The organism is Paenibacillus sp. sgz302190, from assembly GCF_059820445.1.
The window spans coordinates 1-23811 of the sequence record NZ_JBZYAO010000013.1; the positions used below are offsets into that span (position 1 = coordinate 1).

General features: G+C 53.0%; 19 protein-coding genes. 14 read left to right on the forward strand and 5 right to left on the reverse strand.

Annotated features, from left to right (window positions below; genetic code table 11):
- Positions 1 to 883: 883 nt before the first annotated feature.
- On the forward strand, positions 884 to 1228 hold the full coding sequence (locus AC6RNO_RS15940; RefSeq protein WP_474684040.1) for a hypothetical protein: 345 nt from the start codon (positions 884 to 886) through the stop codon (positions 1226 to 1228).
- A gap of 550 nt (positions 1229 to 1778) precedes the next feature.
- Here AC6RNO_RS15940 and AC6RNO_RS15945 read toward each other — a convergent pair.
- Positions 1779 to 2189, reverse strand: coding sequence for a DUF2621 domain-containing protein (locus AC6RNO_RS15945; protein WP_474684116.1), 411 nt, complete (start codon positions 2187 to 2189; stop codon positions 1779 to 1781).
- A gap of 136 nt (positions 2190 to 2325) precedes the next feature.
- Here AC6RNO_RS15945 and AC6RNO_RS15950 point away from each other — a divergent pair, with 136 nt between their 5' ends.
- Positions 2326 to 3453, forward strand: coding sequence for a deoxyribonuclease IV (locus tag AC6RNO_RS15950; protein ID WP_474684041.1), 1128 nt, complete (start codon positions 2326 to 2328; stop codon positions 3451 to 3453).
- Between the two features lie 53 nt (positions 3454 to 3506).
- The gene (purU, locus tag AC6RNO_RS15955) at positions 3507 to 4406 is read left to right on the forward strand and encodes a formyltetrahydrofolate deformylase (RefSeq protein WP_497106021.1); all 900 of its coding nucleotides are present in this window, start codon (positions 3507 to 3509) and stop codon (positions 4404 to 4406) included.
- A gap of 78 nt (positions 4407 to 4484) precedes the next feature.
- Here purU and AC6RNO_RS15960 read toward each other — a convergent pair whose 3' ends face one another.
- The 3 genes from AC6RNO_RS15960 to AC6RNO_RS15970 form a co-directional block, all read right to left on the reverse strand.
- Positions 4485 to 5720, reverse strand: a complete 1236-nt coding sequence (locus tag AC6RNO_RS15960) for a DUF1501 domain-containing protein (RefSeq protein ID WP_488434376.1) — start codon at positions 5718 to 5720, stop codon at positions 4485 to 4487.
- A gap of 18 nt (positions 5721 to 5738) precedes the next feature.
- Complete coding sequence (locus AC6RNO_RS15965) at positions 5739 to 7043, reverse strand: DUF1800 domain-containing protein (protein WP_474684044.1); 1305 nt, start codon at positions 7041 to 7043, stop codon at positions 5739 to 5741.
- 131 nt (positions 7044 to 7174) lie between these two features.
- Positions 7175 to 7762, reverse strand: a complete 588-nt coding sequence (locus tag AC6RNO_RS15970) for a TetR family transcriptional regulator (RefSeq protein ID WP_474684045.1) — start codon at positions 7760 to 7762, stop codon at positions 7175 to 7177.
- A gap of 281 nt (positions 7763 to 8043) precedes the next feature.
- Here AC6RNO_RS15970 and AC6RNO_RS15975 point away from each other — a divergent pair, with 281 nt between their 5' ends.
- The 8 genes from AC6RNO_RS15975 (at position 8044) to AC6RNO_RS16010 (ending at position 19446) form a co-directional block, all read left to right on the forward strand.
- The gene (locus tag AC6RNO_RS15975) at positions 8044 to 8922 is read left to right on the forward strand and encodes an NmrA family NAD(P)-binding protein (RefSeq protein WP_497106022.1); all 879 of its coding nucleotides are present in this window, start codon (positions 8044 to 8046) and stop codon (positions 8920 to 8922) included.
- Positions 8923 to 9286: 364 nt separating this feature from the next.
- On the forward strand, positions 9287 to 11308 hold the full coding sequence (gene tkt / locus AC6RNO_RS15980) for a transketolase (RefSeq protein ID WP_474684047.1): 2022 nt from the start codon (positions 9287 to 9289) through the stop codon (positions 11306 to 11308).
- 67 nt (positions 11309 to 11375) lie between these two features.
- A complete protein-coding gene (gene ppnP / locus AC6RNO_RS15985; protein WP_474684048.1) occupies positions 11376 to 11693 on the forward strand; it encodes a pyrimidine/purine nucleoside phosphorylase in 318 nt (105 codons plus the stop codon).
- Positions 11694 to 11963: 270 nt separating this feature from the next.
- On the forward strand, positions 11964 to 12836 hold the full coding sequence (locus AC6RNO_RS15990) for an ABC transporter permease subunit (RefSeq protein ID WP_497106122.1): 873 nt from the start codon (positions 11964 to 11966) through the stop codon (positions 12834 to 12836).
- Positions 12836 to 13723: a carbohydrate ABC transporter permease gene (locus AC6RNO_RS15995; RefSeq protein WP_474684049.1), complete on the forward strand. Its 888-nt coding sequence runs from the start codon at positions 12836 to 12838 to the stop codon at positions 13721 to 13723. The genes AC6RNO_RS15990 and AC6RNO_RS15995 overlap by 1 nt, the downstream gene beginning before the upstream one ends.
- Positions 13724 to 13755: 32 nt before the next feature.
- Positions 13756 to 15294 carry an extracellular solute-binding protein gene (locus AC6RNO_RS16000; protein WP_497106023.1) on the forward strand — a complete coding sequence of 513 codons (1539 nt, stop codon included), beginning with the start codon at positions 13756 to 13758 and terminating at the stop codon, positions 15292 to 15294.
- A gap of 81 nt (positions 15295 to 15375) precedes the next feature.
- Entirely contained in the window at positions 15376 to 17703 is a 2328-nt protein-coding gene (locus tag AC6RNO_RS16005; protein WP_497106024.1) for a helix-turn-helix domain-containing protein, read from the forward strand.
- Between the two features lie 27 nt (positions 17704 to 17730).
- Positions 17731 to 19446: a glycoside hydrolase family 2 TIM barrel-domain containing protein gene (locus AC6RNO_RS16010; RefSeq protein WP_497106025.1), complete on the forward strand. Its 1716-nt coding sequence runs from the start codon at positions 17731 to 17733 to the stop codon at positions 19444 to 19446.
- Positions 19447 to 19494: 48 nt separating this feature from the next.
- Here the strand turns inward: AC6RNO_RS16010 and AC6RNO_RS16015 are convergent, their stop codons facing one another.
- On the reverse strand, positions 19495 to 20787 hold the full coding sequence (locus AC6RNO_RS16015) for an NAD(P)-binding domain-containing protein (protein WP_497106026.1): 1293 nt from the start codon (positions 20785 to 20787) through the stop codon (positions 19495 to 19497).
- Between the two features lie 136 nt (positions 20788 to 20923).
- Here AC6RNO_RS16015 and AC6RNO_RS16020 point away from each other — a divergent pair, with 136 nt between their 5' ends.
- The 3 genes from AC6RNO_RS16020 to AC6RNO_RS16030 all read left to right on the forward strand — a co-directional run bounded on the left by AC6RNO_RS16020 (position 20924) and on the right by AC6RNO_RS16030 (position 23780).
- Complete coding sequence (locus AC6RNO_RS16020) at positions 20924 to 22279, forward strand: glucose-6-phosphate isomerase (RefSeq protein WP_497106027.1); 1356 nt, start codon at positions 20924 to 20926, stop codon at positions 22277 to 22279.
- Positions 22280 to 22436: 157 nt separating this feature from the next.
- Positions 22437 to 23075, forward strand: a complete 639-nt coding sequence (locus AC6RNO_RS16025) for a YigZ family protein (RefSeq protein ID WP_474684055.1) — start codon at positions 22437 to 22439, stop codon at positions 23073 to 23075.
- A gap of 66 nt (positions 23076 to 23141) precedes the next feature.
- Positions 23142 to 23780, forward strand: coding sequence for a TetR family transcriptional regulator (locus tag AC6RNO_RS16030; RefSeq protein WP_497106028.1), 639 nt, complete (start codon positions 23142 to 23144; stop codon positions 23778 to 23780).
- Positions 23781 to 23811 lie beyond the last annotated feature (31 nt).

A 23811-nucleotide genomic window follows, 5' to 3' on the forward strand; every position in this document is an offset into this window, starting at 1 on the left:
TCGAAGTGAGGAGCCGTATGCGTGAATTGCGCACGTACGGATCTGAGAGGGGTATGGGGCACAATCCGAGAAGGAAAGGCCCCGCCTACTCGACCAGGCTTTTCCTGTTAATATGGTCCATTTTGGCAAAAAGCCTGCGAAAGTGCAGGAATTTTCGACGAAAATGAATCGGAGGCCGTGTGTCCGGCAAAAAGCCTGCACAATTGCAGGAATTTTTCGCTGACAGCGTATCGACGAGCAAAAAACTGCACTTTTGCAGGTTTTTGCTCGTTTCCAAGTAAATGTGTGACCTTCCAGCGTGAGAGTATTAACAGTCTGACTCGGTTTTCTGCGCGTTACCTGGCAGATGTGCTGCTGGCTCCGGCGTGTGACTTTCTCAAGCAGCTTGGAAAGTGCAGGCTGTTTCGAGGAAACCGACTTGTTGGAGGAAAAGCCTGTGATTGTTGTGCAGGAATTCCTGAGCAAATGGAACTGAGCCCGACTGGGCCCCGCGCATGAGCGGAGAAGCCTGCAGATTTGCAGGAACATTTCAAGGCATGCGGATCGGGGAGGAGCAAAAAGCCGCACTTTCGCAGGCTTTCTGTGGACAACCGGTTTATGCGTAAGAGATGCCTCCCGCCACGAAAGCGGGATCTCCTCAGCTTTCGGAACTGCGCCGAAGGGATATGAAAATTTTAAACTTTCCTTTCCATCTGAAATCCTGAATAGTTAAGAAAAGGAATATTGTATGCTATGCTAACTAGGGGATATTGATCAGCAATTAGTATGGAGGTAAGTTTTTCTGTTTACAATTGATAATCGAAGTATTAAACGTGAAACTAAGAGTTCAATTGTAAAAAGCGTTACAGGTAAGGATAATGCATTTGTTTTTGATCAGTATAAGTTGAAAATATGGAATCTAATTGATCATGTTCCTAATCTTTCGGTGCATGATTTAGGCCATTGGATTCTTTTTCATGAACGATGGTTGAAAAGCCTTGCACATGGGGATAGGACAACTTACTATGCTCCCGGTACAATCTTAATGGCGGATCTTGGTGCTACAAATTTTGGTCATGAACCTCAGTTTGAGCATCCATGTGTCGTGCTCATCATTGATTTTAATAGTATTTTAGTTGCTCCTTGTAGCTCGAAAAAATACGGTCGAGGATACCCCAATGTTATTGATGCAACACCAGCTGACGGGTTTCAAGTAAACACTGGAATTCAAATGAGAAACTTTCGCTAGGTTGATAAAAAACGTGTAACCAATAATATGGGCTCGATAACCATTCCTTTACTTTTGAGTGAATTAGAGGACTATGTGCTGAATTTGTTTCCGAGCTATAGTAGAAATTTACAGGCTGACAGGCTGATCCAACTACTTAAGAGCCTTTCAGAGCAAAGTGGAGTAGAAGCAATGATTCAAGAAGCAGCCGCAGCAGCTGGTGTTGATCTTTCAAAGCTCTAGATTATGTAGATATATGTTGCGTATGCAGTACATACGTGATATAGCATTAATAATAGGAATAATGGATTCAATTGCATATATGTTTATTCACCGCAAGGTGAAATCACGTGTTGAGAAAAGCTTCTGTGAAAACGGGGCTTTTTTCGTTTTTATAAAGTTTTTTGCTAGTGGGCCTGCTTTCGATCTAATATGCCCAGTTGTGTTTCCTTATACAGAGGACATTTTGTTTTTGCCTTTGCTAAGCTGCAGATGGCCCTGGACAGCTAGTACCGGCGCAAAAAGCTGCTCCCTGAAGCCGATTCGGGCTTGGCGGGGAACAGCTTTTCGCTTAATTCAACAGATGTTTGTATGCGCTGTAGTCGATCTGATGTTTATCCAGGAAGTTGGTCAGGCTCCGGTAATCTCTGCGCGGAGTTGCCAATATGTATCCTTTGATGCAGTGGTCGCGCGTCACTTCCTTGGCTTGCTCCTCCAAAGCGACTTCGCCGATCTTGGCGGCGATGGAATGCTTGGCGATATCGCGGAACGCCGTGGGCACAGGGGAGACCAGTTGGTCGAGGAATGCTTTCGAATCGTCGGTCCACAGGTGGCGGGAAGATTCGACGTAATGATTTTGCCAGTCGAGCTTGGATTTGCCGTCTTCTTTGGGCAGCACCTTCAAAAACTTGCGGAACATGAAATACCCGCCCACCGACATGAAAAACAGCAGAACGAATACCCAGAAAATAATAAACCACATAAACGCGGAGTTGTTCACGATACTTTTCACCTCTGTTACGAGTCGTAGCTATATAAATTATATATCATTTCTAGATTTCTTGCGACTTTCTTAGTAAAATAGACAAGAACTAACCAAAAGCAAAGGAGCAAGAAACATGCCGAAAATCGGGTCGCACGTTTCGTTCTCGGATAAAGGACTGCTGAATGCCGCTGAGGAAGCCGTTACCTACGGTTCTTCCACATTTATGATTTACACGGGTGCACCGCAAAATACACGGCGCAAGCCGATAGAATCGCAATACATCGAAGAGGGCAAGGCATTGATGGACAAGCACGGGATTGACGAAATCATCGTGCACGCTCCGTACATCATCAATTTGGGATCATATAAAGAAGATACTTTTGATCTCGCGGTGAATTTCCTGCAGGAAGAAATCCGCAGAACCGACTATTTGGGAGTGCGCAATATCGTTCTGCACCCCGGCGCTTATACGGACAAGGATGCCGAATACGGCATAAACCGCATTGCGGAAGGGTTGAACATGGTTCTTGAAGGGACCAAAGAGACGAAAGTGAATATCGCTTTGGAGACGATGGCGGGCAAAGGCTCGGAAATCGGCAGAAGCTTTGAGGAAATTGCCGCAATTATCGAAAAGGTGCAGGATAACGGCCGTCTGACCGTATGTCTGGACACCTGCCACGTGCACGATGCCGGATACGATATCATCAACGATCTGGACGGGGTTTTGGAGCAATTTGACCGCACCGTCGGTCTGGACCGCATTGCGGTTATTCATTTGAACGACAGCAAAAATCCGCGCGGCGCTTCGAAAGACCGCCATGCCCCTGTAGGGTCGGGCTGGATCGGTTATGAGGCCATGAGCAGAGTTGTAAATCACGAGAAGCTCAAATCACGGCCGATGATTCTGGAGACGCCGTGGATCGGGAAGGAAGACAAAACGCAGCGTCCGATGTACGAAGCCGAGATTGCGCTGCTGTCAGGCAATTTGAGCGGGCGTTTCGGGGGCGAGTTCCTGGATCATGTGGAGCGCATCGATCATTTGCTGACGAAGAAAGACATTCATCACCGCGATTATATTTTAAAAACATGGGATCTGCTCAAAACGGATGCCAAAGCGAAAAAAGCGGACGGCCGCGAGCCGATGGAACGCTTGTACGATTTGCTTCATGAGGAGGGGTTATTCCCTGAACTCAGCGAAGAACAAATCAACCAAAGGCTGACTGTTTGGTTGGCCGGCAAAGAGGCGCTGAAGCAAGCTTAATCCAAGCCGCAAACAACACAGCACAAGCGCCGCTTTTACTTGAGGAGGATAAGATGGAACGGGTAACAGGCAATTCCTTGACAAAACCAGCAGCAGAACAAAACAATCGGGCCAGGATGCTTATCTCTTGTCCGGATCAGCCGGGCATCGTGGCTGCGGTATCGCAGTTTTTGTTCGAGCACGGCGCAAACATCGTGCAATCGGATCAATATACGATGGACCCGGAAGGCGGGCTGTTCTTTATCCGGATCGAATTCGACCTTCCGGAGATCGAGCGGAAAGTCGGCGGCTTTCGGCAGGATTTTGCCGCGGTGGCCGACAAGTTTCAAATGGATTGGAATTTGAGCTTGGCGAGCAGAAAGAAGCGCATCGCCATTTTCGTTTCGAAGGAGGACCACTGTCTGCTTGAGCTGCTGTGGCATTGGCGTTCGGGTGATCTCGACGTCGAGATTGCGATGGTGGTCAGCAACCACCCGGATACGAAAGCTACGGTGGAATCGTTCGGCATTCCGTTCCACCACATCCCGGTGACCGCCGACACGAAGCAGCAGGCCGAAGAGCAGCAGCTCTCCGTACTTGGCGACAATGTGGACGCGATTATTTTGGCCAGATACATGCAGATCATCTCGCCGTCCTTTATCCGGCATTACGCCGACAGAATCATCAATATCCACCATTCGTTCCTTCCGGCGTTTATCGGCGGCAAGCCGTACGATCGCGCGCATAACCGCGGCGTGAAAATTATCGGGGCGACGGCACACTACGTGACGGAGGAACTCGATGGCGGACCGATCATCGAGCAGGACGTCCAGCGCGTCAGCCACCGCGACAACGTGGAGGATCTGAAAAGAATCGGTCGCCAGATCGAGCGCAGCGTTTTGGCCAGAGCCGTCGCTTGGCATGTCGAAGACCGCATCATCGTGCACAACAACAAAACGGTCGTGTTCTCCTAAATATCTATTTTTCCAGCCACAAAAAGAGGCTGATCCCGGCGCGAATCGGGGTCAGCCTTTTTGCCGTCAGCGAACGGATCAGATGAAGGGGATTTTTTCGTAGGATTTGAAAAGAACGCCCTGTGCATCCCCCTTGAGCCAGGAATCGATCAGCGTGTAGTAGATGGACCGGAAATCCACGGAGTATATAAGGTCCCCGTTGTCAAGCTTGCTGAGGCTCGGATAGGAGCCGTACAAGCCGCCTTTGACGCTGCCTCCAAGCACGAATACGGGAGCCGCCGTGCCGTGATCCGTCCCGCCGCTGCTGTTTTCCTTGAGGCGCCGTCCGAATTCGGAAAAAACCATAACGACGACATCGTTTTGCAACTGATGCAGCTGCAGATCTTTGTAAAAAGCGCTCAAGGTGCCGTCCAGATCACTCAAAGTCCGGTTATGCTGCTGCGCCTCGTTCGCATGATCGTCAAACCCGCCCAGCTCGGCATAGTAAACGCGAGTGCCGGATTTGCCGGAAATCAGCTTGGCGATCAACTGCATGCGCTGGGCGAATTTGGAGTCCGGATAGGCCGTCAGCGGCTGATACTTGCTGGTCATGGCCTCGATCGCCTCGGCGTATTCAAAGGCGCTCCTGCCTCTTTGGGCGGAGACGCGGAGATATTCCGGCTTGCCGGGAGCATTGTAAATGTCCTTCAAAATTTGCTCGAGCTTGCCGTTCTCCGCGGCACTCTGCTTCGGATTGAAGGCGCGGAACTGCCCTAGCGATTGGACGACCGGCACATCGTAGTTTTGGGTGTACAGCGCTTTGTTCGCCCTATCCCCGATCTGAATCGCCGGAAGGGGAGCGGACGGCTTGGACAAATCCACATAGCGGCCCAGCCACCCGCTAATGTACTGTTTCGCGGGCTCGGCGGTCTGCCAGATGTCCATGGAGCGAAAATGCGAGCGGTTCGGGTTCGGATAGCCTACGCCCTGAATGATTGCCAGCTTGCCTTCCTGATACATTCGATGCATCTCCTCCAGCTTCGGATGGAAGCCTAGCTGGTTGTCGATGGCGAGCACCTGGCTTTGCTTGAAGCTTAACTTAGGCCGGGTATCGTAATATTCGCCCGCCCCGTAGGGAATCAGCGTATTCAGGCCGTCGTTACCCCCCGAGAGCTGGACCACGACCAGTACGGGATTTTTGACTTCAGGCTTGGAGGCCGCCGAGTTCGCATAAAGGATGGAATCGGCATCCGCGCTCAGAAAGGCGCCGCCGAAGCTGAGGGTGGCCAGCAGACCGGTCCCTTTTTTCAAAAATTGTCTTCTCGTCAGTTTCACTTTAAGCTACCTCCCTTCCTATTTGAGCTGGGCTTCGGGACACATGAGCAGCAGCTGCAGCAGCTTTCGTTTGGCATGTTCCTTCAAATCGCCGGGATCCGGAGCCTCGCCCGCATAACGAAGCAGCCCTTTCAAGGAGACGTCGCTCAATTTGCCGATTCCCAAAAGGCGGCACCACGCTTTGATCATCGTTTCGGCCTGAACCGGCTCTTCCCACTGGGCGAAAAATTTCGCAGAAGCGCGAGCCGCGGCATACTCGGCAAACTGGAAGCGGGCCAAATAATAGTTGGTCGTCAGCCATTCGGCATGCCCGGGCCATCCGGCTACATTCGGCGGAGCGTACAATTCCTGCCCCATTTCCTTGATCGCATATGCAAAATGAATATCCGTAGAAAGCGAGAGGGTTTTGATAATAGAGGTCATGTATTCGGGAGGGGATTTGACCAGCGACATCATTGTGGAATCATGGTAAAACTCATCGGACGTCAGCAGAAATTTCATCGTTTCTCCGATATTTTTCGCTTTGGTCAGGTGGGAAGCAAGCTTATGGACCCACGCATCCGAAGGATTTTCCACGGCGAACGCCTGCAGCAGCTTGCGGGCCAGAAAAGCGTACAACGCTTTTTGTTTCAGCAGAACGTCGATCACCTCGACAAGGCCCAGGTTGCCGGTTTCGCCGAGATACGTTTTCGTGCCGCTGTCGAAATGTTTGGCGTCAAAGACAACCTTGAAAGTTTCGGCATTGTAGCTCCAGCCGGTAAGAGCGCGGGCTCCTTCGCGAACGTCCTGTTCGGTATAATTGCCGATTCCCAGTGTGAACAATTCCATAAGCTCGCGCGAATAGTTTTCGTTGGGGTTTCCTTTTTTGTTATAGCCCGCATCGAGCCAAAGCATCATGGCCGGATCTTTGCTGACGGCAATAAGCAGGTCGCGGATGGGGCCGAGGGCGTGGGTGCGGAGTGTCTCGATTTGCTGCAGCATAAGCGGCATGCTTTGGACTTTGTAAAACGATGTGGCAAAATGCCCATGCCAAAACAACGTCATTTTTTCGATCAGGGGAGCTGTGGAATTCATCATCCGGTACAGCCAGTACACAATCTGGTCGTCCAGCAGCTTTGCTTGCAGCGTTCCGTCGCCCGATTTCAACTCATTGATGGCGGACAGAGGGGCTGCCGCGGAGACCAGCGGTTTGCCGGCGATAAGCCGCTTTACGGTTTCCTCCTTGCCGAAGGACAAGCAGGCTTCGATGGCTGCCGGGTTAACGCTAAATGCGGTGCGGTTTAACAAATGAATCACTTCACGTTCCGTCCAGGCGGTCGGCACGATGGGCACCTCCTAAGGCACATTTAGGGTATCTATAGTAATTAGACGCGTGGGCGATACGTTTTGTTTCGAAAATTGACGAAAAATTTGGCTCTTTTTTCCGAAAATGAAGTTCTATCTTCATTGAGGGGCTATGCCATTACGGGTGCCAATCCCGCCGCCACAATCACCAACACGTCTCGCACCATCTCTTCAGCCAAGCGATTTTGAGGACTTCGACTCCACTGTACGGCTGTCCCCAATATGCCCCAACTTATGACGAGGGCTGTGGATTCAACCATCTCTTGTGAGACGGAATCATTCGACTCTTCACTCAACCATTTGAACAGAAGCTGATAAAGTTCTTTTTGCATCGCGATTTCAAACAGCGGTTCATACTGACTGTTCTCCGGAGTCCGAGTCATGTACTGCCTGGTAAGGGCAAGAAACTCGAAAACGGTTAAAATGAGGGTTCGCAAGCTACCCATATTTGATATTGAAGAATTAGGCAATGTTTCCGCCAATTTTCTTTGGAATTTTTCCCTCATCCAACACTCAAGGAAAGCATATTTATCTTCGAAGTGTGCATAAAACGTGGCGCGATTCACTGTCGCTCGATCAGTAATGTCTTGCACTGAAATGGAGTAGATATTCTTCTTTTGTTCAAGCAGTTCCATAAAGGATCGTATTAACAACTGACGCGTGCGTTTCACGCGGGGATCGTTTTGGTTTACCGGCATGTTCAACCTCGCTCCTCAAATTAGGAATACTCAGGATTCCCCTTCGGACATGAAATCAAGATATATTTGTTACTCAAAGTCAACAAAAAGGCAAAGATGTTGTCTATACAACGATAACGGCCGTTTGCTGATTGCTCGGATCGCTCGAACTGTTTATCATTCATTATACAGTATAGTTTACACGAAATTGTTGTTTAAACAACACTGTATTGTTTCTAAATTGGCCGTTCGAACGAGTTCATTTAATTCCAGCAAAACACAAGAAAGGATGATTGGTTTTCATGATGGTCATAACCACTCCCACCGGCCAGATCGGCCGCCAGGTCCTTGACATTGTCCTTGATAGCGCAGAGGCAATTCGCTTGATCGCGCGCGATCCCTCCCGTCTTTGCCCGCACGTGCGCGAGCGCGTCGAGGTCGTGCAGGGGTCGCATGACGACATCGATGTCGTCACCAAGGCGTTTGCAGGCGCTGACTCCGTATTTTGGGTGGTGCCCCCGAACCCACGCGCCAAGAGCGTCCAGGACCATGTTCTGAACTTCATCCGGCCGGTGTGCGAAGCGATCAACAGCCAGGGCGTCAAGCGCGTCATCGGTGTCTCGAGCCTGGGCCGCGGGATATCCAAGAACGCCGGACAGATCTCAGCGATATTCGCCATGGACGATCTGATCGAGAGCACGGGCGTGAGCTACCGCTCGCTGTGCATGCCGGGATTTATGGAGAATATGCTCTGGCAGGTCGAGCCGATCAAACGCCAGGGGATGTTCTTCTATCCGATGTCCGGGGATCGCAAGGTCCCGCACTGCGCTACCCGCGACATCGCCGCCGTCGCCGCCAAGCTGCTGCTCGATCACTCCTGGAGCGGGCAAGATAGCATCCCGGTATGCGGTCCCGAGAACCTGTCCTTCAACGACATGGCACAGATCATGTCCGAGGTGCTGGAGAGGCCGATTCGCTTTCAGCAGGTCCCCGGCGAGGCCTACAAGGCCACGATGGTGCAGCATGGGATGACCGAATCGTGGGCGCAGGGGCTGATCGATATGGCGGCCGCGGTCGACCGGGGCATATACGACGCCGAGATTCGCACCCCGCAGTCCGTTACCCCCACCAGCTTTCGCCAATGGTGCGAAGAAGTGCTCAAACCAGTCGTTCTGGCTTGAGCGCCGTCTCGGCGGAGCATGCATTCATTCGCAATGGGGGCGGAACGATCCGATGGGAACCTCTCGCATCCTTCGTTGCAATGCTGCGAAATATATGGCGTCTATAGCGTGAAATAAAAAATTAATGAGCGGATCCCAAAATATCTAGGGGGTCCGCTTTATATTTTCTTGGAACAAATCTGCCCGTAAGCTTAACTCCGCTGCCAGTCTGCAATATTATTTTCATCTGACGCCAGAAGATTTTAACGGTTTATTGTGGCAATGCCTCAAAGCAAATGGTACAATAATTCAAGTGAGAAGACTGACTTGTATGTACAAGTAGGGGAAACAAGCAGAAAGAACCACATATAGGAGGGAAACTTTGATGACAGTAACGAACCAAAACATCGACCAGCTTGCTGTAAACACGATCCGCACACTCGGTATCGATGCGATTGAAAAGTCGAAATCCGGACATCCCGGCATGGTGATGGGCGCCGCACCGATGGCCTACGTGCTGTGGACCCAGCATATGAAGCACAATCCGGCGAATCCGAAATGGGTCAACCGCGACCGCTTCGTTTTGTCCGCGGGACACGGCTCCATGCTGCTCTACAGCCTGCTTCACCTGTGCGGGTATGACCTGTCGATCGACGATATTAAAAATTTCCGCCAATGGGGAAGCAAAACTCCAGGGCATCCCGAGTACGGCCATACGGCCGGCGTAGACGCTACGACGGGTCCTCTCGGACAAGGCATCGGCATGGCTGTCGGTATGGCTATGGCTGAAGCTCACCTGAGAGAAACTTACAATAAAGATAATTTCCCTGTCATCGATCACTATACATATGCGATTTGCGGCGACGGGGACATGATGGAAGGCGTATCTTCCGAAGCGGTATCCCTGGCCGGGCACCTGAAGCTCGGCAAGCTGATCATGCTCTACGATTCCAACGACATTTCGCTGGACGGCGAGCTGAACATGGCTTTCTCCGAAAACGTGCAAAAGCGCTTTGAAGCTTACGGCTGGCAAGTGCTGCGCGTCGAAGAGGAAAACAATTTGGCCGCGATTTCCAAAGCGCTGGAAGAAGCGAAAGCGGACACGACCCGTCCGACATTGATCGAAGTGAAGACGACAATCGGCTTCGGCAGCCCGAACAAAGGCGGCAAAGGCGGACATGCGGGTCCTCACGGTTCCCCGCTCGGAACGGAAGAAGCCAAGCTGACCAAGCAAGCGTACGGCTGGCCTGAAGAGCCGGACTTCCTCGTGCCGGACGAAGTCAGAGCGCACTACGCGAAAGTTAAAGAAAACGGAAGCAAAGCCGAACAAGCTTGGAGCGCGCTGCTTGCTGACTACGTCAAAGCTTATCCTGAGCTTGGCGCTCAGTTCAATATGGCTGTCGGCGGCGAGCTGCCTGCAGGCTGGGATGCGGAGCTTCCCGTATATACGACGGAAGACAAGCCTCTGGCGACCCGCGCGGCTTCCGGCAACGCGATCAATGCGATTGCAGGCAAGCTGCCGCAATTGATCGGCGGTTCGGCCGACCTCGCCAGCTCGAACAACACGATGATCAAAGGCGAAGCCAACTACAGCGCCAGCAGCTATGCGGGCCGCAACCTGTGGTTCGGCGTGCGCGAATTCGGCATGGGCACGGCGATGAACGGCATGGCGCTGCACGGCGGTCTGAAAGTGTACGGAGCGACTTTCTTCGTATTCTCCGACTACCTGCGCGCATCGATCCGCCTCGCTGCCCTGATGAAGCTGCCTGTCGTCTACGTCCTGACGCACGACAGCATCGCCGTCGGCGAAGACGGACCGACGCACGAACCGATCGAGCAGCTTCCTGCGCTGCGCATTATCCCTGGCATCACCGTTCTGCGTCCGGCGGATGCGAACGAAACTTCCCAAGCGTGGCGCTATGCGCTGGCCCAGCAGGAAGGTCCGGTCGCGCTGGTACTGACTCGTCAGAACCTGCCGATTCTGGAAGGCTCCGCAGAACTGGCGAAAGCGAACATCGACAAAGGCGCTTACGTCATCGCCGATGCGGCTAACGGCAAGCCTGACGCGCAAATTTTGGCGACCGGCTCCGAAGTTCAGCTGGCTGTGGCCGCTCAGAAGCAGCTGCAGGCGGAAGGCATCCACGTCCGCGTCGTCAGCATGCCGAGCCTGGAGCTGTTCGACAAACAGCCGCAAGCTTACAAAGATTCCGTCATCCTGCCTGACGTGAAAAAACGTCTCGCCGTCGAGATGGCTTACCCGCTCGGCTGGGAAAAATACGTAGGCGACCAAGGCTCGATCCTCGGCATCAGCACGTTCGGCGCTTCTGCGCCTGGAGATAAAGTTCTGAAAGAATACGGCTTCTCCGTCGAGAATGTCGTAGCCAGAGTCAAAGCGCTGTTGGCTTAAGCAAAGCTGCAGCAGCCGACCGCTCATGGGATTATTTACACGTATCGTATAGGGGGAACCGCTACCGATGTCCAGCTTTGAAAATGTAACTGTACTTACGAAAGCCAACGTTTATTTCGACGGCAAAGTAACAAGCCGCACCGTCGTATTTGCCGACGGAACGAAAAAAACACTCGGCATTTTGCTCCCGGGGGAGTATGAGTTCGGCACCGACACGAAAGAAATTATGGAAATTCAAGCCGGCGAGCTGAACGTTCTGCTTCCGGGCAGCAGCGAATGGATTTCCATCAGCGGACAAGGCGAGTTCACCGTTCCGGCGAATGCCAAATTCAAGCTCGACGTGAAAACCGTCAGCGACTATATTTGCTCTTACATTAGCGAGTAAGCTGAAAGGGCAAGCAGCAAAAGACCTTCCGGTCTCCGAAGTGGATTGTTCCACGGACGAGACCGGGAGGTCTTTTTTTAATTGCCCCCGCCGGGGGCGGATGGTGGCTTTGCTGCAATAAAGTGCAAAGCCGCTCAAAGCGCGCGGCAAGATTTTTTTAATGCATTCAAGCGGCGCTTCCCCTATAGTCAAGTTGAATTTTCCCCTGCGAACAGATGCAGTTGTAGAAGAAAGGAGTGTGGGGATGTGAAGGCCGCGATAAAGCAGGATATGTTTTTATACTTATTGGTTGCGCCGGGGCTTCTGTATTTTCTCGTATTTAAATATGTGCCGATGTGGGGGGTACTGATCTCGTTTCAAAATTATTCGCCATACACGGGCTTCTGGCATAGCGAATGGGTCGGTTTCGAACATTTCGCGAGGCTGTTTGCCAGCCCGGATTTTTACAAAATGCTGCGGAATACGATGGCGATCAATGCGCTGAGCCTGCTGTTCTTTTTTCCGATTCCGATCATCCTGTCGCTAATGCTCAATGAGGCCCAAAAGGAATGGTACAAGAAAACGATTCAATCGATCGTCTATTTGCCCCATTTCCTGTCGTGGGTCATTATCGCCGGGATGAGCTTTCTGCTGCTTTCCCAGTCGGAAGGGGTCGTCAATCAACTGCTTGAATTCCTTGGCTTTGCGCGGGTGGACTTTTTGACCGAGCCCCGGTATTTCTGGGCGCTGCTTACGCTGCAGTCCATCTGGAAGGAAGTCGGCTGGGGGACGGTCATCTTCCTGGCGGCCATGGCCGGAGTAGACACCCAGTTGTACGAGGCAGCCAAGCTGGACGGAGCGGGACGCCTCAGGCAGATGTGGCACATCACGCTTCCGGCAATCAGGAACGTCATCGTCATCCTGCTGATCCTGCGGATCGGCCATATTATGGACGTCGGCTTCGAGCAGGTTTACCTCATGATGAACGGCGCCGTCTCCGAGGTCGCAGAAGTATTTGACACTTACGTGTACCGGGTGGGCATCTTGCAGGGGCAGTTCAGCTACAGCACTGCGATCGGTTTGTTCAAATCAATCGTCGGCCTCGTGCTGGTCATTATCGCGAACAAGCTTTCGAAAAAATTCGGCGAGGAGGGCGTGTACTGATGAAAATAACCGCTGCGAAAAGTCTCTTCGACCGCGTGTTCGATACGGTGAACACCGTTATGCTGCTGCTGATCGGCATCGCCTGCTTGTTCCCCTTTTACTATGTGCTTGTCATCTCGTTTGCTACGCCGGAGGAATACCGGCAGGGAGGACTGCTGCTGTTTCCCAAAACGTGGACGCTCGCTTCCTACGAATACCTGCTCTCTACCAATACGTTCCTCCGGGCGACGGGAGTCAGCGCGTTCCTGGCGGTCGTCGGCACGGCCTGCAGCCTTGTCGTTACTTCCTCGCTCTCTTACGGTCTGTCGAGAAAAAGGTTGAAAGGCAGAAAAATACTCATGCTGCTCATTTTGCTGACGACACTGTTCAATCCGGGGATTATTCCGGGATATTTGGTGGTCAAGGATTTGGGGCTGATCAACAGCATCTGGTCGTTAATTATACCGGTGCTGACAAGCGGCTGGTATGTACTGCTGATGAAAGGATTTTTCGATTCCATCCCGGCCAGCCTGGAGGAAGCGGCGCGGATCGACGGCTGCAACGACCTGACGGTGTGGATCAAAGTGATTTTGCCGCTGTCGCTGCCGTCGCTGGCCGCCTTCGGCTTGTTCTATGCGGTAGCTTACTGGAACACATTTTTCACAGCTGTGCTTTACATCAACAAGCCCGAGCAGTGGCCGCTGCAAATTTTGCTGCAAAATATGCTGATCGATTCATCCACATCGATGGGCGCGGGGGCCGTCGCCGACTCGGCGGTGCAATCGATCCCCTCGCAGACGAAAAAGATGGCGGCTGTCATCATTTCGACACTGCCGATATTGCTGGTATATCCATTCCTGCAAAAGCATTTTGCCAAAGGAGCCATGGTTGGCTCGGTCAAGGAATGAGACATATAATGAACAATAGGGAGGCCGAACGTATGAAAAAGAAAAAGAGAACAGGGGCGCGCTTGACGTTCCCGCTCGCCGCGCTGCTTGGCGTGACGCTTGTGACTGCCGGCTGCGGCAGCGGGGCAGGAGGAACTGCGGATACGAACAAAGACGCGGAGCAGAACAAGCCGACGGAAATCAGCATCATGTCCATTTTTTACCAAAAGGAACCGCCCGCACCCGACAATGCGATCCTCAAAGAAGTGGAAAAGCGTACGAATACGAAGCTGAACATTACGTGGATCACACCGAACAATTTCAACGAAAAAGTGAACGTGACTCTCGCTTCCGGCGATTTGCCCGATTTGATGCTCGTCACGGATACTGGCAATGCGGCGTTCCGCAATATGGCCAAGCAGGGGGCGTTCTGGGATTTGACCGACTTGATCAAGGAGTATCCGAATTTTAAAAAATTTCCGGATATTACGTTCCGGAACAACCTGATCGACGGCAAGCTGTACGGTGTGCCGCGGGTCCGGCCGACGGAAGGCAACGCCCAGCCGCTCATTCGCACGGATTGGCTGAAGCAGCTCAATCTGAAGGCGCCGGAAACGATGGACGAGCTCTACAGCGTGATGAAAGCGTTTAAGGAAAAAGCTCCCGACGGCCAGGCCGGCACCGTCGGCTTGAGCGGGTTTGTCAACCAGGCCGATATGGGCCAGTTGAGCTTCGTTCAGGACGTATTTAACGGCAGCAGCGGTAAGTATAAGGCCGTTAACGGCAAGCTGGTCGACGTCACGTTCGATCCCGGCATGCGCAAGTCGCTGGAATGGCTGAAGAAAGCTTACGACGAAAAGCTGATTCCACAGGATTTCGGTTTGCTCAAACTCGATCAGGCGAAGGATTTGATGTTCGCGGGCAAGGCCGGCATCTTCGCCGATAAACCGAACCAGATTCCGGGCATGCTGCGGGAAATTAAAAAATCCGGGAAAACCGATGCGGATTTGGAGTGGATTCCCGTTTTGAGCGGGCCGAACGGCAAGTATGCGAGCAAAGGTAACGGGCATTTCGGGATGTTCGTCATTAGCAAAAAAGTACCGCAGGACAAGGTGAAAAAACTGCTGGCGTTCCTTGACTACGGCGCTTCGGATGAAGGGCACGAATTGGCCAACTACGGTATCGAGGGCGTTGATTTTACGAAAAAAGACGGCGCCTATGTCCTGACGGAAAAAGCGGGCAAAGATCCGAGCTTTCAGTTCATGCAAAACATTTTCATGAAATTCGATAAATATGCGAACCTCGGGACGGGCCTTTCGGCTGATAAACTGCAGGCGGAGAAAAAGCTGATCGATCAAGCCGCCGATGTGAGCATCGCCAGCCCAATCTCCGGGCTTTCGTCCGAGACGGCTTCCAAACTGGGCAGCGATTACGACAAGAAAATTCAGGATTTGAAAACCAAAGTGATTATGGGCAAAACGTCCCTTGAAGAGTGGGATACATTCGTAGAAGGATTGAAAACGGACAGCAATTATATGAAAATATTAGATGAGTACAACCAAGCTTATCAGGAGCGCACCAAAGCCAAATAATGGGGGGAACTGCCCTTACAGCTCTGCATAGAGGCTGTGGGGGCATCTGCATACTTGCGGTTGGGTGCCGGAGGTGGATTCATGAGACAGAGACTGCGGGAACGGCTTAAGCAGCCGGATTCGGCCGAAAAAGGCCAATATTTTCGAAGGAGTCTGGTTCTTGTCCTGCTGATCACAAGCATTCCTTCGCTTTTTATCGCTGCTAGCAACTATGCAATCGGGATTAATCAAGTGGAGAAGGAAGTGTTTAAATCCCATCAATACAAAATCGAGCAATACTCGGAGATTATGAACAAGCAGTTCGATCAAATTTCGATGGTGATGAGCCGATGGTCGAACAACCCGCTTTTTGGCGATTATTTGGACCAGTACGAGTTTATCGAGCATATCGATGACATGCAGAAGCTGATGCAATCGATGCTCGTGGTAGGCGGTTCCAACGTTCTGGTCGATGAAGCCGACCTGTTCCTGAACCGGCAGCAGGCATTGGTTACGGCAGCAGGGATCGATTATTTGAGCGACGACGGATTGAAGCGGTATCAAACTTTGCTGCAAAAAAAGGAAGGCTTGTTTCTGACTTACGGGCTTCCGTCGGGCAACGGGCGGCGAACGTTCCCCGTATCGATCATTTTCAAGCTGCCGTGGCATTCGGAGCAGCCCTTCGGCGCTTTTGTATTGAATTTGAACCGGGACGAGCTTGAGCGGACCATCGGCTACATGCAGTCCAGCAGCGATAAAGGGACGACATTCCTGATGCAGCAATCGGGCGACTGGGTGCTGGAGCCCAAAGAGACAGTGCTGGATTTCTCGTTAGCCTTGAAGCAGCAGGTGCTGGACAAAGGGCACGACGTCAAGTCGTTTCCTTTCAAATGGAGCGGCGAGACGTACATCGTATCGTTCGGAGATGTAACCCGGGCAGGTTGGATCTATGTGACCGCCAGCCCGTTATCCGAGCTGACGAAGCCCGTTCTGCTCACCTCCAGATGGATCCTCGCCTGCAGCTTGGCGGGCCTGACGGCGGCGCTGCTGCTCGCCTGGCTCGCTTCGCGCCGGCTGTATCGGCCGATCGGACGGCTCGTTGCGCTTTTTGGCGCAGGCAAGGAAGGGGCGAAGGGCGAAGCCAAGCACGAGATTGAGTTTATCGAGCAGCAGTGGGCTTCGCTTACCCGCGAAAGAAGCACGCTGCAGGAACGCTTGCAGCAAGCGGTACCTTCGCTTCGGGAAGGCTTTTTGCTGCAGCTCGCGCAAGGGCATTTGTACGCGACGAACGAGGCCGGCCTGCGTCAGCGGATGGAGCACTTGGGCTGGGAAACGGAAGGACGCCGATTTACCGTGCTGCTGATTCAGCTTTCGGGATTTCACGAAGGGCCGGGCAAATTCATGGAACAGGACAGGCAGCTCGTCTCATTTGCCGCAGCCAATATTGCCCAGGAGCTGTCGGCGGGAAGGCTGATGCAGGCGCATGCGATTAATTTTCAGGATTTATCCGTCGGGTTGTTGTGCATTGCGGACCCGGGGACGGATACCGGAGCATCCCGAAAAATGCTGCACGAGTTGTCGCAGGAATTCATTGCCGTTCTGAGCAAAATATTGCGCATGCATGTAACAGTGATCGTCTGCCCATGGATCGGGCAGGTGAGCCGGGTTCCGCTGCTGCTGGAAGAGGCTCGGCAGGCGTCGCGTTTTCGCGGGCTGCAGGAAGTTCATCAAGTCATTGACCTGGAGGCGTACGAACCTCCTTATCCGTCCAGCGTGCAGTATCCTTTTGCCCAGGAAAAGCAGTTTTTGCATGTGATGCGGCTTGGACTGGAGGAGGAAGCGTATGCTTCCTTCTCGGTCTTTATGGACGAAGCGGAACGGCTCAGCGACAGCGAAGTGCTCGTTCAGCAGGCGATTTTGCAACTGCTTGGGAGTACGAGACATATGCTCATCGAGCTTGGCTTTACCCGGCTTCCGCTGTTTAACGAAGTTCAGCTGTATGAGGAAATGTTTGGGCTTCGCGATCCGGCCGCGCTCAAAAAGTGGTTCCGCCAAAAAGTGATCGCCCCCTATCTGGAGGAATTCGGCAAGGTCCAAAACATCAGCTCCAGAAGGTTGGTCGAGCAGGCCGCCGAGATGTTGGGCACTCGCTATATGCACGATATTTCTCTGGAAGAATGCGCCGAGCAGTTTCATACGAGTCCGTACACGCTCAGCCGTTCCTTCAAGCAGGTTCTCGGGATCAATTATGTCGATTACATCATGAAGCTGCGGATGGACAAAGCGAAAGAACTGCTGACGACGACGCAAATGCAGATCAATGAAATTGCCGAGCGGGTTGGTTATCAGCATTCGTATTTCAATAAAATTTTTAAAGGGGAGACACAACTGACTCCGACGCAGTACCGCAACCAGTTTCGAGAAAAATAAGCAGTTTGCAGGAGGAGGCCGCCTATCATGATTCGTTTGTTTCAAACACATAAGGTTCGCCGCATCGCGGAGTTGGACGGGACGTGGGATTTTACGCCGGTTGAAGGGGATTTTACCGATACCGCTTTCCTGTCATATGGTTATCAATTGATCGTCCCCGGTTGTTGGGAGACGCATCCCCATTTTGCAACGTACCGGGGAGTCGGGGCTTACCGGAAAAAAGTGACGCTTGACCGCAGCGCCAACCTGCGGTTCGAGTTCAAAGGGGTCAGCCATACGGCCCGGATTTATTGGGACGGCGTGCAAATTGCCGAGCATTATAATGCGTATACCGCTTTCGAAGCTTTCGTACGCGGTGTGGAAGCCGGCGAACACGAACTGGTCGTGGTTGCCGACAATTCGTTCGGCGAAGCGTCCTCTCTGCATGTGCCGAACGACTATTATACATACGGAGGCCTCATCCGTCCCGCCATTATGGAAGAGGTTCCCGATGTCCGGATCGGGCGAATCGCTTTTACGCCGAGCCGGGATGCCGGCGACAGCGAGAGTGGCGGCGGCTGGAAGGCGGACATCCGCGTTGCGCTATGCAACACGGGGACCGAGGCGGCCGAAGTGATGCTGCGCGGCACGCTGGCCGGGCAGGAATTCGACCTCGGGTCGGCCGTGATGGAAGCGGGAGCTGCAGTTGTGTGGGGCGGCGAGTATGCGTGCCCCCGGGCGGAGGCTTGGTCTCCTGGCGCGCCACGCCTTTATGAGCTGGACGTGAAGCTGTATGCTCAAGGTCATGCCGAGCCTTTGGACGATCTGATCGAACGGGTCGGATTCCGCACGGTTACGGTGGAACAGGGAAGCATACGGATTAACGGGGAAGCCGTCGTGTTCAAAGGGTTTAACCGGCACGAGGATCATCCGCTGGTCGGAGCGGCGTTTCCGGTTGCCCTTATGGCCCAGGATCTCGATCTGATGGCCGACATGGGAGCGAACGCCGTGCGTACCAGTCATTATCCGAACGATGAGCGGTTTCTCGATCTGTGCGACGAAAGAGGCTTTCTCGTATGGGAGGAAAATCATGCGCGGGGATTCAACCTGGAGCAAATGCGCAACCCGAATTTCGTCCGGCAGTGCGGGCAGGTTAACCGGGAAATGGTGGAGCAGCACCGCAATCATCCGTCGATTGCGATCTGGGCGATTTTGAATGAGTGCGCGAGCGATACGGAGGAAGGCAGGGAACACTACAAAAGGCAGTTCGCACAAATCCGTGCTCTTGACGCCAGCCGTCCCCTGACATTCGCTTCGCATCACCGGGACAAGGAGCTGTGCTTCGATCTGGCGGATATCGTCTCGTTTAACTTGTACCCGGGCTGGTACGGAGATGAAGACCCCGGCGAGCTATGCGACCAGGCTAGAGGCTGGGCCAATGCGGCCGGCGGCTCAGGCAAGCCGATGATCATGAGCGAATTCGGCGGAGACGGGCATTACGGCCACCGCAATCCGACGCGGGTGCGCGGCACGGAAGAGCGGCAGGCCGATATTATCGCAGCGAATCTGGCGGCGTATACATCCCGGCCTTATCTTTCCGGGATGTTCATTTGGCAGTTCTGCGACTGCCGGGTGACCGAAGGCACCGGCTGGCTGCTGGCGCGGGCCGGCACGCAGAACAGCAAAGGAATCGTCGACCGCTACCGCCGGCCGAAGCTGGCCTACTCCGTCGTGCAGCAATACTTCAAGCCGTCGCGGCAATAAAATAAAAAGCCAGCCTTCTATGCGAATAGATCGGCTGGCTGTTTGTTTTTACAAAGCTTTTTCGATGTTTCGCTCGATGTACTGCTCCAACTTGATTCGTACAAAAGGCGGCAGGCCGGACAGCATGCAGCCGTAGCTGAATTGGTCGCTGTCCGGTTTGGATTCGACGCGGATTACGCGCCCGGTAATCGGAGGCAGATCCGCTTCCCGCGGGAAGTGGATGACGATGAACATGTCCTGCGCGAGCGGGAAGCCGGACGCAATCTGCAGGCCGCTTTCCGACAGGTCGTACAGCGTTCCTTCGATGTTTTGTCCGGAGAAGGAGCCCTCCTGCTCCCACTGGTAGACGGACAGCATCAGCTTGATGTCCAGCTTCACGCGCGTGTTGCGCCGGCGTTCGTGTCCTGAAAGCGGGGAAGCCGGCTTCGCTTCGGCTGCCGCGGTTTCTTCGTGCGGTCTTGCGACCTGCTGCCGGATCCAGTCCTCGTAGCATTGAACGACCGCACACAAATCGTCTTCGCCGAGCCCTTTGCTGAGCCCCATCTGGAACAGCGCGGTGGCCGAGTGCAGCATCGGCGAAGGCAGTTGGAACTTGCCGGTCAGGTCGGAGGCCAGCAGCAAGTCTTTGAGCATCAGTTTCAGCGAAAACTGATTGCTGAAATCGCGGTCGATGATTTTGTCGCCCTTGAGTTCGGCCTGTCTGCTATTCGCCGCGCCGGCGCGAACGATTTCCAGGAACTGGGCAGGATTGACGCCTGCCTTGGTGGCGATGGCGAGGCCTTCCGCAAGGCCTGCCGCATTGATGCCCACCATCGTATTGTGGGCCAGCTTCGCATACGAGCCTGCGCCCGAAGGCCCGAGATGGAGGGCTTTGCTGCCGAGCGCCATGAACAGGTCGAAGTGCTCGTCGAACACTTCTTTGCTGCCGCCCACCATGAACGTCAGCGTGCCCGCCTCGGCGGCCGGCTTGCTGCCTGTAACCGGGGCGTCGAGGAAGTCGACGTAATGCGCGGCAAGCTCTTCGGCCAGCCGCTGGCTGGTCTGGGGAGCGACCGTGCTGGAATCGATAATCGTCAGCGCCGGATGAAGGCCGCTGAGCACACCTTGCTCGCTGTAAAACGTCTCCAGAAGAGCCGCGTCGTTGCTGATCATGGTGAAAAGAACATCCGAATCTTTGGCCGCGTCCGCAGGTGTCCGGGCCAGATCTGCGCCGAGACTGACAAGCTCGTCCGCTTTTTCGGCAGTCCGATTATATACCGTTACGGTATAACCTTTTCTAATCAGGTTTGCGGCCATAGGTTTCCCCATAGTCCCAAGTCCGATGAATCCAATACGCTTCATGACCATCACCTCAAGCTATATTTTATCAATCATTTTATCATGCGGAGCATGCCCTGTGAATGCCTGATCGACTTGCATTTGTACGAGCAAATAAGTATGCTAGGTAGAGGAAAAAAATAGAGTGGAGGAGAGAATAATGAGTACTAAACTTCATTTTGATTACAGCAAGGCGCTATCCTTTATTTCCCAGCATGAGGTCGACTATTTGGCCGCGCAGGTGAAAGTTGCTCACGAGCAGCTTCACAACGGGAGCGGAGCAGGTTCCGACTACCTGGGATGGGTGGATCTTCCGGAGAACTACGACCGCGAAGAGTTTGCCCGCATCGGAGCAGCCGCCAAACAAATCCAATCGGACTCGGATGCCCTCGTAGTAATCGGAATCGGAGGCTCCTACCTTGGCGCCCGCGCCGCGATCGAAATGCTGTCGCATTCTTTCTACAACATACTTCCAAAAGGCGCCCGCAAAACGCCTGAAATATATTTTGTCGGCAACAATATCAGCTCTACATACGTTACCCACCTGCTTCAGCTGCTGGAAGGCAAAGATTTCTCCGTCAACGTGATTTCCAAGTCCGGAACGACGACCGAGCCTGCCATTGCGTTCCGCATTTTCCGTGAAGCGCTGGAGAAAAAATACGGCAAGGAAGCGGCCCGCAAACGCATCTACGCAACGACCGATAAAGCGCGCGGCGCGCTGAAAACGCTGGCGACGGCGGAAGGCTACGAATCGTTCGTCATTCCCGACGACGTAGGCGGACGCTACTCCGTTCTGACAGCGGTAGGTCTTCTGCCGATCGCGACTGCAGGCATCGACATCGAAGCGATGATGAAAGGCGCGGCGGACGCGCGCAAGGAGTTCGCGAACCCGAACCTGAGCGAGAACTTGAGCTATCAGTATGCAGCTGTGCGCAACGCGCTGTACCGCAAAGGCAAAACGATCGAGATTCTCGTCAACTATGAGCCTGCACTGCATTTCGTTTCGGAATGGTGGAAGCAGCTGTTCGGCGAAAGCGAAGGCAAAGACAACAAAGGGGTTTACCCGGCTTCCGTTGATTTCTCCACGGACCTGCACTCCATGGGACAGTTCGTGCAGGAGGGCAACCGCATTTTGTTCGAAACGGTCATTCAGGTCGATCAGGTCGCTGAGCAAATTACGATCGGCACCGACAGCGAGGATTTGGACGGATTGAATTTCCTGAGCGGCAAAACGATGGATTTCGTCAACAAAAAAGCGTTCGAAGGCACCATGCTCGCCCATACGGACGGAGGCGTTCCGAATCTGATCGTGACGCTGCCGGACATTTCCCCGTATACATTCGGTTATATGGTTTACTTCTTTGAAAAAGCATGCGGTATCAGCGGCTATCTGCTTGGCGTCAATCCTTTTGACCAACCGGGCGTCGAAGCGTACAAAAAGAACATGTTCGCTTTGCTCGGCAAACCGGGCTATGAGCAGGAAAAAGCGGAGCTCGAAGCGCGCTTGCAAAAATAACGGACAAAAAACGATCAATCCTTAGGGATCGATCGTTTTTTTATAGGCGATTTACCAATATTTATGTAGTAAATTTTCTTTCCATATTGTAGAAGCAAACTGATGTGTGTAGAATGAAATGAAACAGATGTTTCCCTTCTACCAAGAAAGGTCGGCTATGTTAGCACATTTTAAAACTGTTGAGTCGTACGGATCGGCGGAAATTGTCATTAAAAAATCGCGTTTCATCGGACATGCCAAGCCGGTGGAATCGGAAGAAGAGGCCATCGAATTTATTGAAGCTGTCAAAAAGCAGCACGCCTCGGCCACGCACAACTGTTCGGCGTACATGATCGGAGAAAGGGATCAGATACAAAAGCAGTCTGATGACGGAGAACCGAGCGGCACGGCGGGCAAGCCGATTCTGGAAGTCATTAAGCATCAGGGGCTCAAAAATGTCGCGGTTGTCGTCACCCGTTATTTTGGCGGCATTATGCTCGGCGCGGGCGGACTTATCCGTGCGTATACGGATGGAGCCGTGGCGGGCATTGAAGCGGCGAAGCCGATCTACAAGGTCAACCACCGGAGGGTGCTGGTAGAGGTTGATTATACGTGGTACGGCAAGCTGGAGAACGAGCTGAGGAATCAGGGCATGCTGCTCGGGGAGATCGCTTTCACGGATAAAGTGTCTGTGACGTGCTTCCCGATCGCGGATCAGGCGGATTCTTTTATTGGTTGGCTCACGGATATAACGCAAGGTCAAGGTGTCATTCTTTCAGGAGAGAACGAGTACATTATACACAAGAGCCTGCCCTAAGGGGCGGGTTCTCGGATTCGGAGTACACACATAACCGCATACGGCTAAGGATTCGGAGGGATTGGAATGGCGAGGAAAGCAGTCGCGCAGGAGCTAAGCAGAGAAAGAATTCTGACGGAAGCGCGGGATTTATTCAATACTTACGGCTATCGTGCTTTAACGATGCGAAGCATCGCTAAAGCAATGGGCTACAGTCATGGAGCATTATATTATCATTTTAACGAAAAAGCGGAACTGTTCTATGCATTGATTAAAGACGACTTTTCCTTGCTGCTGCAGCGGCAGAGAGAGATGATTTTGCGCGAGCAGGGCTTCAGCGTGAATCTGCTTCAAAAGCTGATGCTGGAGTTTATTTGGTTCGGTCTTAACAATCCTAATCACTATGAAATGATGTTCATGATTCATGAGCCGGAGCTTCAGCAGTATTCCCGAACCGAACAAGCGCAATGCCTCGAAATGTTTGCGGTTGTCATCCGACAGGTGATGGCCGGCGAGCCTGGAGTGGAAAGCAGAAAGTATACGCTTCCCTGGAACTTGTTCATGTCCATGCACGGTCTTATTTCTTACAGCATTCAATTCGGGCAAAGCTATGAAGAAGTACGTAAGCTGGCCGAAGAGCATGTCCGGCTAATCTGCGTGAGCCTTGGTCTGGAAGGGCACGAACAGCGGCCGCACGTAACGCTGATCAGCCCCGAGTCGGCCTAACCCCGCGCCGGGCCGGGGCGGTCTCCGGGCT